Below are 14785 nucleotides of genomic sequence, written 5' to 3'. Positions count from 1 at the left end.
TAGCTTTTAAAAGTAAAATCGTTTTCATTTTGACTGACTTTCCTTCAGTTATTTCAGGGAAAATATGGTATAATACCAAAGATTGAGGTGAATTATGGAATACAAATTATTTGAAGAATTTATTACGCTCCAAGCCCTTCTAAAAGAGCTTGGAATTATACAGAGCGGTGGTGCTATTAAATCCTTTTTAATGGAGCATCAAGTTTACTTTAATGGTGAATTAGAAAATAGACGTGGAAAAAAAATCCGTATTGGAGATACGATTGACATTCCTGATTTAAAGATTGACATCACCTTGACACAACCAAGTTTAAAAGAGCAAGAAGAATACCAAGCAGATAAGATTGAAAAAGAGCGGATTGCTAAACTTGTCAAAGAGATGAATAAGGGTGTAAAGAAAGATAAACAAAAAACTACTTCATCACCTAAAGCCAAACAAGCTCCACGTTTTCCAGGAAGATAATCATGTGGCTCCAGCATTTAACAATAAAAACCTTTCGAAACTACAAAGAGGCAAAAATTGATTTCAATCCAAAATTAAACGTCTTTTTAGGCCAAAATGCTCAAGGAAAAACCAATATTCTAGAAGCAATCTATTTCTTGGCCTTAACACGTAGTCATCGTACTCGGACAGATAAAAATCTCATTCATTTTGATGAAGAACAACTCCATCTTTCTGGCTTGCTACAGAAAAAAACAGGTTCTATCCCTCTAGAAATTGATCTAACACCGAAAGGGCGTGTGACTAAAGTCAATCATTTAAAACAAGCTCGCCTCTCAGACTACATCGGACATATGAATGTGGTTCTCTTTGCACCTGAAGATCTCCAGTTAATTAAAGGAGCGCCCTCCGTTCGTCGAAAGTTTATAGATATAGAACTGGGACAAATTAAACCAATCTACTTGTCAGACTTGTCAAACTACAACCATATACTCAAACAAAGAAATACCTACCTAAAATCCAGCCAAAAGATTGACGAAACATTTATGTCGGTCTTAGATGATCAGTTAGTAGAGTATGGTTGTCGCGTCATAAAGCATCGGATAAAATTCATTAAAGACTTAGAAAAATTTGGTCAAAAAAAACACTTAGAAATTTCAAATCAATCAGAAAAGTTGTCAATATTTTATCAATCAACTGTCAACTTCACTAATGAAAAAGTCTTAATGGATTCTTTTAAAATAGCTTTAGAGAAAAGTAGATCAAGAGATTTATTTAAAAAGAATACTGGTGTTGGCCCTCATCGAGATGATATTGCTTTCTATATCAATGGTATGGATGCTAATTTTGGAAGTCAAGGGCAACATCGTAGTCTTGTACTTTCTATCAAACTAGCAGAGATTGAACTAATGGAAAGTATTACCAACGAGTCTCCAATACTCTTGCTTGACGATGTTATGAGCGAACTTGACAACACACGACAATTAAAATTACTAGAAACTATTTCACAATCTATCCAAACCTTCATCACGACAACAAGTTTAGACCACTTGCAAAACTTGCCAGAAAATCTTAGTATTTTCAACATCCAAAACGGTAAAATATCTGTAAATTAAAATTGACACCTCTGTAAAAAGAACTCCTGAATTTCAGGAGTTCTTTTTTACTTCTTACATGGAGTAGTTTGGCGCCTCATTAGTGATTTGTACATCATGAGGATGGCTTTCTTTCAAACCAGCCCCAGACATTTCAATAAATTGAGCGTTGTCGTGCAATTCTTTAAGGTTAGCTGCACCACAGTAACCCATACCAGAGCGAATACCGCCAATCATTTGGAAGACAATATCAGCTGCTGCGCCTTTATAGGCAACACGACCTTCGATTCCTTCTGGAACGAGTTTGTTTGCTTCATTAACAGAACCTTGGAAGTAGCGGTCACTTGAACCTTTCTTCATTGCAGCGATTGATCCCATACCACGGTAAGTCTTGAACTTGCGTCCTTGGAAAATTTCAGTTTCACCTGGTGCCTCGTCTGTTCCAGCAAACATTGAACCAAGCATAACTGCATTTCCACCTGCAGCAAGGGCTTTTACAATATCTCCAGAATACTTGATTCCACCATCAGCAATAATCGTTTTTCCATATTCGCGCGCAACTGCTGCCGCATCATAAATTGCTGTCACTTGTGGGACACCTACACCTGCAATCACACGAGTAGTACAGATAGAACCTGGTCCAATCCCGACTTTGACAACATCCACACCCGCATCATAAAGAGCACGCGCACCTTCCGCAGTTGCAATATTACCAGCAATCAAAGTACGGTCTGGGAAATGAGCACGAATTTCAGCAATTTTACGCAAAACTCCAGCAGAGTGACCATGTGCAGTATCAATAACAATTGCGTCGGCTCCTGCTTCAAAGAGAGCCTCTGCACGTTCAAATGTATCTGAAGTGACACCCACCGCACCAGCAACTAGAAGACGACCAAATTCATCTTTGGCAGCATTTGGAAACTCAATAACTTTTTCAATGTCCTTAATAGTAATCAAGCCAGAAAGACGGCCTTCTTCGTCAACCAAAGGAAGTTTTTCAATACGGTGTTCTTGAAGAATATTTTCAGCTGTTGCAAGATCTGTACCAACAGGAGCAGTAACAAGATTTTCACTGGTCATATGGTTTGAGATTGGTTGATTGTAATCTGAAATAAAGCGAAGGTCTCGATTTGTTAGAATACCAACCAATTTACGATTTTCAAGTGTTTCTACAACTGGAACACCACTGATACGGTAACGTCCCATCAGTTCGTCTGCCTCAGCAATGGTATGTTCTGGAGTCAAGAAGAATGGATCAATAATAACACCATTTTCAGAACGTTTTACCTTGCGAACTTCATCTGCTTGTTGCGCAATTGACATGTTTTTATGGATTACTCCAAGACCACCCGCACGAGCAATGGCGATAGCCATTTGACTTTCTGTGACTGTATCCATGGCGGCTGTAATAATTGGGATATTTAAAGTCAGATTATCTGCCAATTTTGTTGTTAAATCTGTATCATTTGGCAACACATGACTTTCTGCTGGAATGAGCAATACATCATCAAAGGTAAAACCTTTTTTTAAAAATTTAGTATCCCAATTAGACATTGAAGTTTCCTCTTTTCTTTCTTTTTGAGCTTGACTCTTTTTGTATTGTATCTATCATACCATTCTATGAAAATTTGTCAATTATATTTATGGTAGAAATCATAAAAAAACTATCTCTGTAATCCTATGGAAGAGATAGTTTTACGATTCATATTTTATCTATTATTTAAAATAATTTAGTCCCATTGCTCTCTTAACTTCAGATAGAGTTTGCCCTGCAACCTCACGCGCTTTTTCACTACCTTTTTGAAGCATATTGTATACTTCACCCATATCCTTAGCAAATTCGATACGGCGCTCACGAATAGGGCCAAGTTCGCGTTCTAATATTTCAAGTAGATAACGTTTCGTCTTCACATCACCAAGACCACCACGTTGATAATGTTCTTTCATATCCGCAATTTCTGGAGCATCTTCTGGACGACCAAACACGTCTAGATAATGGAAAACCATATTTCCTTCAATCTTACCTGGATCCTCCACTCGAATATGATCCGGATCAGTATACATACTCATGACTTTTTTACGCAACGTATCCGCATCATCAGCTAGATAAATACCATTATTAAGGGATTTAGACATTTTAGCATTTCCATCTAAACCAGGCAAACGTCCTGCTCTCTCATTTTCTGGATAAATACCTTCCGGCTCTACCAAGACCTCACAATTATAAGCATGATTAAAGGAACGAACAATCTCACGAGTTTGTTCAATCATTGGTTTTTGGTCTGTCCCTACAGGAACATAATTAGCCTTAAAGGCTGTGATATCTGCTGCCTGAGCGATTGGATAAACCAAAAAACCTGTCGGAATACTTTCCCCAAATCCTTTTTGAGCAATCTCTGTTTTTACTGTCGGATTACGCTCCAAACGAGCTAGTGACACCAAATTCATATAGTACATAGACAGCTCAGCCAACTCTGGAATCTGACTTTGAATAAAGATAGTTGATTTACTTGGATCCAATCCAACTGCTAGGTAATCCAAGGCAACATTCCCAATAGACTCTACAATCGTTTGAGGATCTTTGGCGTGATCTGTCAAGGCTTGTTGGTCCGCCAAAAAAACAAACATCTCATACTTATCTTCTTCCTGTAGTAATACTCTATTTTTTAGACTACCAACATAATGTCCAATATGCAGTTTCCCTGTTGGACGGTCTCCTGTTAAAATAATGGGTTTCGTCATTTTTTTCTCCTTCGAAATGGTCTCTTCAATTATAGCATTTTTTTGTTAAAATAACAGAAAATTATTCAAATCAAAGATCTCCCTCGTTGTAAACAAAACTGTAAACTTAGTTGACATAAAATTGACAAATAAAAATTTGAATATTTCTCTCTTTTCTAGTAGAATAAATGTATTACATATTATAGGAGAAAAACATTGCTTACAGTATCTGATGTTTCACTACGTTTTAGTGATCGCAAACTTTTTGATGATGTCAACATCAAATTTACAGAAGGAAATACATACGGATTAATTGGTGCTAATGGTGCTGGGAAGTCTACATTCTTAAAAATTCTAGCTGGTGATATCGAACCTACAACTGGTCACATCTCTCTTGGTCCAGATGAACGTCTCTCTGTCCTCCGTCAAAATCATTTTGACTATGAAGATGAACGTGTCATTGATGTCGTTATCATGGGAAATGAAAAACTATATAGCATCATGAAAGAAAAAGATGCTATTTACATGAAGGAAGATTTTTCCGATGAAGATGGTGTTCGTGCAGCTGAACTTGAAGGTGAATTTGCCGAACTTGGAGGTTGGGAGGCAGAGAGCGAAGCATCTCAATTACTTCAAAATCTTAACATTCCAGAAGAATTGCACTATCAAAACATGAGCGAATTGGCCAATGGTGAAAAAGTGAAGGTTCTCCTTGCCAAAGCACTTTTTGGCAAACCAGATGTTCTTCTCTTGGACGAGCCAACCAACGGTCTGGATATTCAATCCATTACTTGGCTAGAAGACTTCTTGATTGACTTTGATAACACCGTTATCGTTGTATCCCATGACCGCCACTTCTTAAACAAAGTATGTACTCATATGGCCGACCTTGACTTTGGAAAAATCAAACTCTATGTCGGAAACTACGACTTCTGGAAGGAATCTTCTGAGCTTGCTGCTAAATTGCTAGCAGACCGTAATGCCAAGGCAGAAGAAAAAATTAAGCAATTGCAAGAATTCGTTGCTCGATTCTCTGCCAATGCTTCTAAGTCAAGACAGGCAACGTCTCGTAAAAAAATGCTTGACAAGATTGAATTAGAAGAGATTGTGCCATCTAGTCGTAAATACCCATTTATCAACTTTAAAGCAGAACGTGAGATTGGTAATGATCTCTTGACAGTAGAAAATCTAACTGTAAAGATTGATGGTGAAACTATCCTAGACAATATTAGTTTCATTTTGCGTCCAGGTGATAAAACAGCTCTTATCGGACAAAATGACATCCAAACGACTGCATTAATTCGCGCAATTATGGGTGACATCGACTATGAAGGAACTGTCAAGTGGGGAGTTACTACTAGCCGTTCTTACTTACCAAAAGACAACTCGGCCGATTTTGCAGGGGGAGAGTCGATCCTTGACTGGTTGCGTCAATTTGCAAGTAAAGAAGAAGATGACAATACTTTCCTACGTGGTTTCCTTGGGCGTATGCTCTTTTCTGGTGATGAGGTTAACAAACCTGTAAACGTCTTGTCAGGGGGAGAAAAAGTGCGTGTCATGCTTTCAAAACTTATGCTTTTGAAATCAAACGTCCTTGTACTTGATGATCCAACAAATCACTTGGACTTGGAATCTATCTCAAGCTTAAACGATGGATTGAAAAACTTTAAAGAATCCATCATCTTTGCCAGTCATGACCACGAGTTTATTCAAACTCTAGCTAACCATATCATTGTCTTATCTAAAAATGGCGTCATCGATCGTATTGATGAGACTTATGATGAATTCCTAGAAAATGCAGAAGTACAAGCAAAAGTCAAAGACCTTTGGAAAGACTAAATAAGACTTCAAAACTCAGTTGGGTTAACCAACTGAGTTTTCTATCATTCTATGAGGTAACATGAAATCATTTTTTAAAACATATTGGACCTATTTTATTTCTTTCATCATTCCTGTAGTGATTATGTCTGGAGTATATCTATCTCAAGGTATCTACTGGAATAGTGATACATCTCCACTATTAGGAGATGGTTTCCATCAATACGTTATTTTTGATGTGGCTTTACGGAATATTCTACATGGAAATGGTAGTTTGTTTTACACCTTTACAAGTGGCCTCGGACTGAATTTCTATGCTCTATCTAGTTATTACTTAGGTAGTTTTCTCTCACCCCTAGTTTACTTTTTTAATCTGTCGAATATGCCAGATGCTGTTTATCTGACCACTCTATTAAAATTTGGATTGATTGGTCTGTCAACCTTCTTTAGTTTAAATAAATTATTTCAATCTATCCCTCAACCTTTAAAACTGGCCTTATCCACTTCCTATGCTTTAATGAGCTTCACTGTCAGTCAGTTAGAGATAAAAACCTGGTTAGATGTTTTTATCTTAATTCCTTTAATTATAACTGGCTTACACATACTTATAACACAAAAGAAGCGTCTACTATACTTTACAAGTCTGTCAATTTTGTTTATTCAAAACTATTATTTTGGATATATGACAGCATTGTTTCTTATTTTCTGGTATCTCTGCCAAATTTCATGGGACTTTAAAAATCGAAAATCATCTTTTCTTGATTTTGTTGTTACCTCCTTTTTAGCAGGAATGGCTAGTTTGATGATGACTCTTCCTACATTGTTTGATTTACAAACTCATGGGGAGAAGTTAACTGCCATCACAAAATTAAAAACAGACAGTAGCTGGTATTTAGATATTTTCGCAAAACAATTCATTGGATCTTTTGATACAACTAAGTATGGATCTATACCAATGATTTTTGTTGGACTGCTTCCTTTTATTTTAACCATTCTATTTTTCACAATAAAATCTATAAAGTTTCACGTGAAACTTATCTATGCACTCTTCTTCACTTTTTTAATAACAAGCTTTTACATAGAGGCACTTGATTTATTTTGGCAAGGGATGCATACCCCAAATATGTTTTTGCATCGCTATGCTTGGATCTTTTCTACTCTGTTAATTTATACTTCATCAGAAGTCTTAAATCGTCTGAATGAAATTAAGTTCTGGAATCTATTTGTCTCCCTTTTTCTTATACTGACAGGATTTTTAGCTACTGTATACTTTAAATCACACTATTCTTTTTTAACAGATTTAAATATCCTACTCACTCTTGAATTTCTACTAGTTTATTCACTTTTACTCCTTGCAGTCATCAGAAAATTTATCTCTGTAAATCTATTTGCAATTCTTTTATCTTTATTTATAACAGCTGAGATAAGCTTAAATGCTTCTTCTCAAATGGAAGGAATAGCTAAAGAATGGGCCTTTGCTTCTAGCAGTGCCTATAATAGAGATGTCACTGCTATGGAAACTATTATAAAGCAAATTGACAATCCATTTACACGTACTGAGAAACTGCAAATTCAAACTGGAAATGACAGTATGAAATTTAATTACAATGGAATCTCTCAATTCTCATCTGTACGAAATCGTTCAGCTAGTACTAGTTTGGACAAGCTTGGATTTAAATCCTCTGGAACCAACCTCAATCTCCGTTATGCAAATAACAGCATTTTGGCGGACAGTTTATTTGGAATCCAGTACAACATTTCAGAAACTCCCCTTGATAAATATGGTTTTCAAGAGATTTATCAAAAGGATCATTTAACCTTATATAAAAACCAACTTTCTCTCCCCATTGCTTTTGCTACACAATCTATTTACAAAGATGTAAACTTTAATAATCATACTCTGGATAATCAGGCTTTATTTATAAACCAGCTTGCTAATCTCAACTTAGATTATTTCTATCCAATAGCATATGATAAAAAAGATAATTCTAATGGTTTAACAAGCATCACAAGTTCTACGAATGAGGATGCAAGGATTGATTATCAGATTGAGGTTCCTCAAAATAGTCAAGTCTATCTCTCTTTTGCAAACCTTCATTTTACTAATGATAAACAAAAGAAAATTGACATCCTTGTCAATGGAGAAAAGAAGACTTATACTACTGACAATACCTTTAACTTTTTTAACTTGGGTTATACTGAAGAACAAAAAACTTTCAATATCAGTGTTAGCTTCCCTGGAAATTCTCAAGTGTCATTTGAAACTCCAACCTTCTATCGTTTAGATACCCAAGCTTTGACTGAGGCAATCCAAAAGATTAAAGAACAACCTGTAGAAGTATCTACCTCTAAAAATAAAGTCTTTGCTACATATGAAGTCAAACAAGATAGCTCTATTTTCTTTACCATTCCTTATGACAAAGGTTGGTCTGCTTATCAAGATGGAAAAAAACTTGAAATCAAGCAGGCTCAAACTGGTTTTATGAAGATTGATGTTCCAAAAGGAAAAGGAACCATTACACTTTCCTTCATTCCCAATGGTTTTGTTATTGGAGCAGTCTGCTCAGTAACTGCCCTTCTACTTTTTGGAATCTATAATTACAAACGAAATTCATCTATGACATAAAAATCGACCAAGAAATTGGTCGATTTTTTTTAATCTTCTTGCATTTTCTTAGGTTTATAAGCTAACATACCTAATGCAGTAAAGAAAGCTAGTGTTATAATAAGGAAAATCACTTGGTGATGAATATTTCCTGTCATAGAGATTGTTTGTCGTAAGCCTGATACAGAGTAACTCATTGGTAACCATGGATTGATACCTTTAAAGAAATCATTTGTCAAAGCAAGGGGGTAGGTCCCTGCGCTTGATGCTAACTGTAATAATAGTAAAATAAGAGAGAAGAAGGCTCCTAAACGGCTATTCCAAGTTGTTAAAGCTGTTACCATAGACATGAAAGCTAAACTTGTAATTATAATTAGAATCAAGGTTCTCATCTCATGATTAGCAGTCAATCCAATAAGATGGACACCTCCATAAACTAAAACACCTGCTAAGATAGCTATAATCCCATTTATTTCAGAACGAGACTTCAACCAAGCCCAACGACTCTCTGGATGACGTCCAGAAGGTAACTTCGCAAAAATCATATTGGTAGATATAGCAGCAACAAAAAGAGCAACTGATATCATATAAGGAGCCATGGCAATCCCATTTACAGGAACTTGATCATTATCTCTTTTTGAAAGAACTAGAGGCTCAGATAATGTTTCTGCATTTTCAGATTCTGTTGAAGCTGATTTGAGCTGATTATTAGCATTTCCTAATCCTTGTCCTAATGAATCAACTCCTGTCTGTAAATCTTCAAGACCGGAGGTTAAGCTTGTTCCACCTTCTGCTAGTTTTCCAGTACCATCTGCAATCTTCATAGCACCACTTCCTAGTTGAGATGCTGCAGAAAGTAACTGTGTTGATTTATCTGTTAATTGACCAGAGCCAAATTGTAATGTAGTAAGACCTGCTATTAACTCTGGACTCTTATTATTCAATTGAGCAGAACCAGATGACAAACTTTCTATACCTAATACTAATTCTGGAGCTTTTCCAGCTAACGCATCTACTCCAGCTGTCAAGGTTGATGTGTTTTGTGTCAACTTACTTGATCCAGAAACTAATTGATCTAGACTAGTTGTTAAACTTGCATTCTTTTCACTTAGTTGATTAGCACCAATAGAAATAGTATCTAGTCCTTTAGTATATTTTACAACTCCTTTTTCAATTGACTGACTTCCAGGAACTAACTGATTATTTACAGAAGTTTGTAATGTTGTAAATCTATTTGACAAGGTTGTCAAGGAGCTAGATGCTGCAGGTAAAAGTTTATTTGCCTTCGTCTGCACATCAGATAGATTAGATACTTGTTGTTCTGAATTCTCTATACTTTCTTTCAATCCTCCTACTGTCGTTAAAATTGTTTTTGCTGACTCAATAGTAGAATTAGAATTTTTAGAAATAGCTTCTGTCAGTTCTTTCTTCTGTTCCTCTGTGAGAGATTGATAAGTAGCTGTTGATTGAAGGTTAGCTATAGTTTTCTCTTGTTCTGTCTGACTTTTGGTCACAATATCCTGTGCAAGAGTTGTTAGATTTGGCAAAGCTTCTGATAATGTCTTTTTCAGTTGAGTATTATCTGCTATCGTAAGAGCTTGTAGTGTTTTATTCAGTTCTCCTAGACTAGTTGCCAATTGAGTAATTTGTTCATTTTGTTGAGATGAGGACTTTAATTGACTTGAAATTTCTTTAATACCAGTGTTTAATTGCTCTATTCCATCTCTTAGTGTATCTGATTGATTGGATAATTGACTTGTTCCATTAGAAAGTTTTTCTACACTACTTGTATAAGCATTTACACCAACTGAAAATTGATTGAGACCTGTATCTAGTTGTGAAACGCCACTTGTGTAGGACTTTATACCTGTATTTAGCTGATTTACACCTGTCACCAACTCAGGAGTTTTTGACGCTAATTGACCAAGTCCAGTGTCAACTTGTGAGACGGCTTTTGTATAACTTTGTAAACCACTATTAAAAGTTCCTAAACCAATATGTAATTGCTCTATTGCAGATACATAGCTAGATAAACCTTTTGTAAATTGATCTGCTCCATTTGAAAAAGTTACAGTTGAGTTTGCTAAAGTATTAAGATTTTCCGTCAATGTTTGACTTCCCGTCACCAACTGATTCGCTCCATTAGCCAATTGTTCACTTCCATCAGCTGCCTTGTTTACTCCAGACTTCAAGTCATTCATTTTTTGAAATAAAACCTTGGTATACGTTTCAGTTAAATTAGTAGAAACGGTTTGTTTTAATTGTGTCATTGCAGAATCACTCATCTTGCTTGCAATAAAGCTATGCCCACTTGAGGTCTGATAATCAATCTGCATCTGTTCAGGATGATTTGTTAGGATAGAAGCAGCTTTTTCAGACAAGTCACTTGGTAAAGTCACTACCATGTAGTAATCACCATCTTCTAGCCCTTTTTCCCCTTCCTCTTCATTAACAAAATGAAAATCTAAAGCCTTATTTTCTTTTAAATTAGACACCATGTCTTCACCTATTGTCATTATCTGTCCATTATAAGAAGCTTCCTTATCTTTATTGACAACTGCTACAGGTAACTCTGACAATTGACCATATGGATCCCACATAGATGATAAAAATATGATATTGTATAAAGCTGGAATGAGAGAAATCCCTATCATTACAATGATAAAGGTCGGTTTTTTAAATATTGCTTTCCATTCTTTAAACATGTTTCCTCCTTTTTTACACATATTGTCTAAAATTTTGATATAATAGATTATACATCAAAAAATCCAAATTTCAAGGTAAAAAATTATTTTTTAGACATATTGTCTAATTTGTCTACAAGGAGGAATTATGAAAGAAAGTAACAAACGTTTAAAAACAAAACGCATTATCGAAAATGCCATGGTTCAATTATTGATGGACCAACCCTTTGATCAAATTTCTACTGTCAAGTTAGCAGAAAAAGCCGGAATTAGTCGTTCCAGCTTTTACACTCACTACAAGGATAAGTATGATATGATTGAACATTACCAAAGTAAGCTATTTCATACCTTTGAGTATATTTTCCAAAAATATGCTCATCATAAAAGAGATGCTATTTTAGAAGTATTTGAATATTTAGAGTCTGAACCACTATTAGCTGCACTCTTATCTGAAAATGGTACAAAAGAAATCCAAAATTTCTTGAGAAATAAGCTTCACATTATGCTTAGCACAGACCTTCAGAAGCGCTTTATGAAACTACAACTAAATCCAATTGAATTAGAATACAGCAGCATTTATCTAACAAATGCCCTATTTGGAGTTTGCCAGACTTGGATTGCTCACGGAAAAAAAGAAAGCCCGCAAGAAATGACAGACTTCCTTATGAAAATGCTAGGTGGTGATGCAAACTAAGAATAAAAAAAGAACACCGAGTAGTGTTCTTTTTATCTGACTCCGCCAGTAGGACTCGAACCTACGACATCATGATTAACAGTCATGCGCTACTACCAACTGAGCTATGGCGGATAAAATAGTCCGTACGGGATTCGAACCCGTGTTACCGCCGTGAAAAGGCGGTGTCTTAACCCCTTGACCAACGGACCATCTATCTGTAGCAGATATAACCATTATATCAATTTCTTACTAATTGTCAATCACTTTTTAGATTTTTTCTCTAGAATATCTTTTAGTTTGCGAATTTTCAAACGAGTGATGGGACAGCGATGATCTTCATAAAAGACAACTTCTAGATTCTTTCGATCAATTTCTCTCACATTTCCCACATTGGCAAGGAAAGATTTATGAGAGCAATAAAATCTCTGAGTATGTTTGTCCTTTTCCTGAATATCTGTCATAGTTCCATAAAATTCTTTGGCAAAATTCTTACCAATAATTCGCAGTTTATGAGAAACACCTGTTGTTTCGATATACAAAATATCATGGTAAGGGATTTTCAAATCATTTCCCTTATAGTTGTAATCAAAATAGTCTACAACATCTTCGTTTTCAAGTAGCATACTCTTAGTGTAAAAAATACTCTGCTCGATACGTTTTTTGAACAATTCATCATTGATGTCTTTATCAACAAAATCTAGGGCTGATACCTGATATTTGTAAGTTAAGGTAGCAAATTCAGATCGACTAGTAATAAAAACAATAATAGCATAGGGATTGTGATGACGGATAAACTGTGCCACTTCAAAACCCTTTTTCTCAATTCCATGAATATCGATATCTAAGAAATAAAGCTGGTTTACTTCATCATTTTCGATATATTCCTTAAACTCACGAACTTTTCCTGTTGTCTTGTAAGAAATAGGAATATTTGATTCCTCAGAGATTTCATTCAATATTCTCTCAAGTCTCACTTGATGCTCAATAACATCTTCTAAAATTAATACTTTCATTCAAATTCCCTCTTAAATCTAATAATTTGTCTAAATGTGTTGTCTTCCATCTCTGTTTCTAAAATAATGTTGTCATACTTATCTAAAATCTCTTTGACATTATTAAGTCCTAGACCTCTATTTCTTCCCTTGGTAGAGAAACCTAAGGCAAATAGGTCTTCTGAAGGTGTCATAGTGATTTTACATGAATTCTGGATGACTATAACTGTTTCAAAATCCATTTTAATGACTGCAACTTCCATTTGTTTCAAGTAACTATCCGCGGCCCCTTCAACAGCATTGTTTAAGAGAATACTCATGATGCGAACAAGATCAAGTAAATCCATTGACAATCTAGTAATAACATCCTTTACTTCCAATGTAAATTCTACATCATTATTTCGTGCATAAACAATGGATTGGGCAATCAAACTCCGTAAAGCTGAATCTTCTAAATTGTTCAAATCAAAGTAAGTATATTTTTCTGAACGCAGTTTTTGATTCGCTTTTACTAATACTTCATTATAAACTCTGTCAATTTCCTGTAAATCTTCACTGTCAATTGCCATTTGCATGCTGACAAGCATACCTGCATAGTCATGACGAAAACCTCGAATTTCATTATACAACTTGACAATTTCATCAGTATAAGTCTGTAAATGCTTTTGTTCAAATTTCTTCTGCTTTAGGGCAATCTCTTTTTCAACTTGAACCTTGTGAGAATTCATTGCAAAGAAAATCAATAACAAGCAGATAAAAACAATAGTTGATAAAATACTTCCAAAACTATTTAAGTGACGAACCGTACTCACTATATCTGAAACAAAGGATAAAGTATGCAAAAAAACAAATGCTACTATCACTTTTTTAAAAAAAGGATAGAGATAATCTTTATCAAAATATTTAATTTCTAGATAAAAATAACGAATTATTATTAGAATAGCAAAATAAGTCAACAACAATACTACTAGAAAGAATATACCTTTATAGTGTAATACAAAGTCATCACCTGTTATAGAAGACAAGATTACAGATATAAAAGTATGGGTACTGTGATATATTAAAGATAATAGTAAACTGATAAAAATTCCTTTGTATTTATCATACTTCTTTAATTTTCTTAAATAACCATACACAACTAAAGGAAATAAAAATTTAGACAGAGCAAAACCATCTACATATGCTAGACTGATAACTTCTTCAATTATCAAAACTGATATACATGTGTAGCATAAAAAAATAATTTGTTCTTTTCTAGTTATTTTACAAATCCATTCATAACTTTTGCTAATAATGAAAAAATAAAAAATAGCTATCCCTAACCCAAATAAATCCATTACTCTTTACCTTTATTTCATTACTTTTTTCTTGGAAAAATAAGATTACGTATTAATTCTGAAATTCTTTGTTCCCCACCTTGAATTCCCTGCAATTCTTTCTCTGTAAGCTTTTTGAACTGTTCCAATTTAACTATGTTTTTCATAATAAAATCTCCTGTATTGTTTTTCTTGTAAATTAACTTACAAGTTTATTATACAAAATGAAGATTCTTTAAGAAAAATTTCTTCTCAACTGTACTTTTTTGCACCTGAAATGCACTTTTTTAAGAAAAAAGCTGGGAGTTTTCCCAGCTTTGCATCTAAAATTGATCCCAGCAGGATTCGAACCTGCGACCGTTCGCTTAGAAGGCGAATGCTCTATCCAGCTGAGCTATGAGACCTAACATGACCATTCTATCAAAAAATAAGAGCTA

The 14785-nt window shown here is 34.9% G+C and carries 11 protein-coding genes and 3 tRNA genes; 5 read left to right on the top strand and 9 right to left on the bottom strand.

Annotated features, from left to right (window positions below; translation table 11 throughout):
* Positions 1-94 precede the first annotated feature (94 nt).
* Positions 95-463, top strand: coding sequence for a S4 domain-containing protein YaaA (gene yaaA, locus DF216_RS06425; RefSeq protein WP_129326319.1), 369 nt, complete (start codon positions 95-97; stop codon positions 461-463).
* A gap of 2 nt (positions 464-465) precedes the next feature.
* On the top strand, positions 466-1557 hold the full coding sequence (gene recF / locus DF216_RS06420; RefSeq protein WP_129326318.1) for a DNA replication/repair protein RecF: 1092 nt from the start codon (positions 466-468) through the stop codon (positions 1555-1557).
* Between the two features lie 54 nt (positions 1558-1611).
* Here recF and guaB read toward each other — a convergent pair whose 3' ends face one another.
* Positions 1612-3090, bottom strand: a complete 1479-nt coding sequence (gene guaB, locus DF216_RS06415; protein WP_129326317.1) for an IMP dehydrogenase — start codon at positions 3088-3090, stop codon at positions 1612-1614.
* Positions 3091-3252: 162 nt separating this feature from the next.
* Positions 3253-4278 (bottom strand): tryptophan--tRNA ligase, encoded by a 1026-nt coding sequence (trpS, locus tag DF216_RS06410; RefSeq protein ID WP_129326316.1) that lies wholly within the window; start codon positions 4276-4278, stop codon positions 3253-3255.
* 195 nt (positions 4279-4473) lie between these two features.
* Here trpS and DF216_RS06405 point away from each other — a divergent pair, with 195 nt between their 5' ends.
* Positions 4474-6096 carry an ATP-binding cassette domain-containing protein gene (locus tag DF216_RS06405; RefSeq protein WP_125449725.1) on the top strand — a complete coding sequence of 541 codons (1623 nt, stop codon included), beginning with the start codon at positions 4474-4476 and terminating at the stop codon, positions 6094-6096.
* 61 nt (positions 6097-6157) lie between these two features.
* Positions 6158-8701 (top strand): YfhO family protein, encoded by a 2544-nt coding sequence (locus DF216_RS06400; RefSeq protein WP_129326315.1) that lies wholly within the window; start codon positions 6158-6160, stop codon positions 8699-8701.
* Between the two features lie 29 nt (positions 8702-8730).
* Here DF216_RS06400 and DF216_RS06395 read toward each other — a convergent pair whose 3' ends face one another.
* Complete coding sequence (locus DF216_RS06395; RefSeq protein ID WP_129326314.1) at positions 8731-11385, bottom strand: YhgE/Pip domain-containing protein; 2655 nt, start codon at positions 11383-11385, stop codon at positions 8731-8733.
* 127 nt (positions 11386-11512) lie between these two features.
* Here DF216_RS06395 and DF216_RS06390 point away from each other — a divergent pair, with 127 nt between their 5' ends.
* The gene (locus DF216_RS06390) at positions 11513-12058 is read left to right on the top strand and encodes a TetR/AcrR family transcriptional regulator (protein ID WP_125827398.1); all 546 of its coding nucleotides are present in this window, start codon (positions 11513-11515) and stop codon (positions 12056-12058) included.
* Positions 12059-12098: 40 nt separating this feature from the next.
* Here DF216_RS06390 and DF216_RS06385 read toward each other — a convergent pair.
* From DF216_RS06385 to DF216_RS06360, 6 genes are all read right to left on the bottom strand, one after another.
* Positions 12099-12172 (bottom strand) — tRNA-Asn (locus tag DF216_RS06385).
* A 5-nt stretch (positions 12173-12177) separates the two neighbouring features.
* Positions 12178-12249, bottom strand: a tRNA-Glu gene (locus DF216_RS06380).
* A 51-nt stretch (positions 12250-12300) separates the two neighbouring features.
* Positions 12301-13053: a competence system response regulator transcription factor ComE gene (comE, locus tag DF216_RS06375; RefSeq protein WP_129326313.1), complete on the bottom strand. Its 753-nt coding sequence runs from the start codon at positions 13051-13053 to the stop codon at positions 12301-12303.
* Complete coding sequence (comD, locus tag DF216_RS06370; RefSeq protein WP_061453871.1) at positions 13050-14369, bottom strand: competence system sensor histidine kinase ComD; 1320 nt, start codon at positions 14367-14369, stop codon at positions 13050-13052. Before comD ends, comE begins: the two co-directional genes overlap by 4 nt.
* Positions 14370-14389: 20 nt before the next feature.
* Positions 14390-14515, bottom strand: a complete 126-nt coding sequence (gene comC / locus DF216_RS06365) for a competence-stimulating peptide ComC (RefSeq protein WP_084972005.1) — start codon at positions 14513-14515, stop codon at positions 14390-14392.
* Between the two features lie 163 nt (positions 14516-14678).
* A tRNA-Arg gene (locus DF216_RS06360) sits at positions 14679-14752 on the bottom strand.
* Between the last annotated feature and the right edge of the window lie 33 nt (positions 14753-14785).

It is taken from the genome of Streptococcus oralis (assembly GCF_004127215.1).
GTDB classification, from domain to species: Bacteria; Bacillota; Bacilli; order Lactobacillales; family Streptococcaceae; genus Streptococcus; species Streptococcus oralis_BD.
This window is presented reverse-complemented; position numbering and strand designations above follow the sequence as displayed.